Origin of the sequence: Comamonas sp. B-9, assembly GCF_000410635.1 — a bacterium.
Classification (GTDB): domain Bacteria; phylum Pseudomonadota; class Gammaproteobacteria; order Burkholderiales; family Burkholderiaceae_C; genus Comamonas.
Window position 1 is genome coordinate 1 of record NZ_KE148562.1, and the last position, 261, is coordinate 261.

General features: G+C 74.7%; 1 protein-coding gene. It reads left to right on the forward strand.

Annotated features, from left to right (window positions below; translation table 11 throughout):
- Positions 1–261, forward strand: a 261-nt coding sequence (locus tag H928_RS33220; RefSeq protein WP_239644938.1) for a hypothetical protein, incomplete at both ends; no start/stop codon positions are given.

Genomic DNA, 261 nt, shown 5'->3' on the forward strand with positions numbered 1-261 from the left:
CTGACGACCGCTTTGGCCGGGGCGACCGCATGGACCGCGCGCCGCGCGAAGACCGGGGTCCCCGTCTGGGCGATGCCGCCTTCCGCGCCCAGCGCGATGCGGTGGAGCATGCCCAGGCAGCCCTGCGCAAGCTCGCCACCCAGGCCCATGGCCAGGCGCTGACGCAGATGATGGAGGCCTGGAGCAAGCGCGATGCCGCGCTGCTGCCCCAGGCCCAGGATCTGGGACGCCTTGCCAGCGGCTCCCCCCACAGCCGGGGCC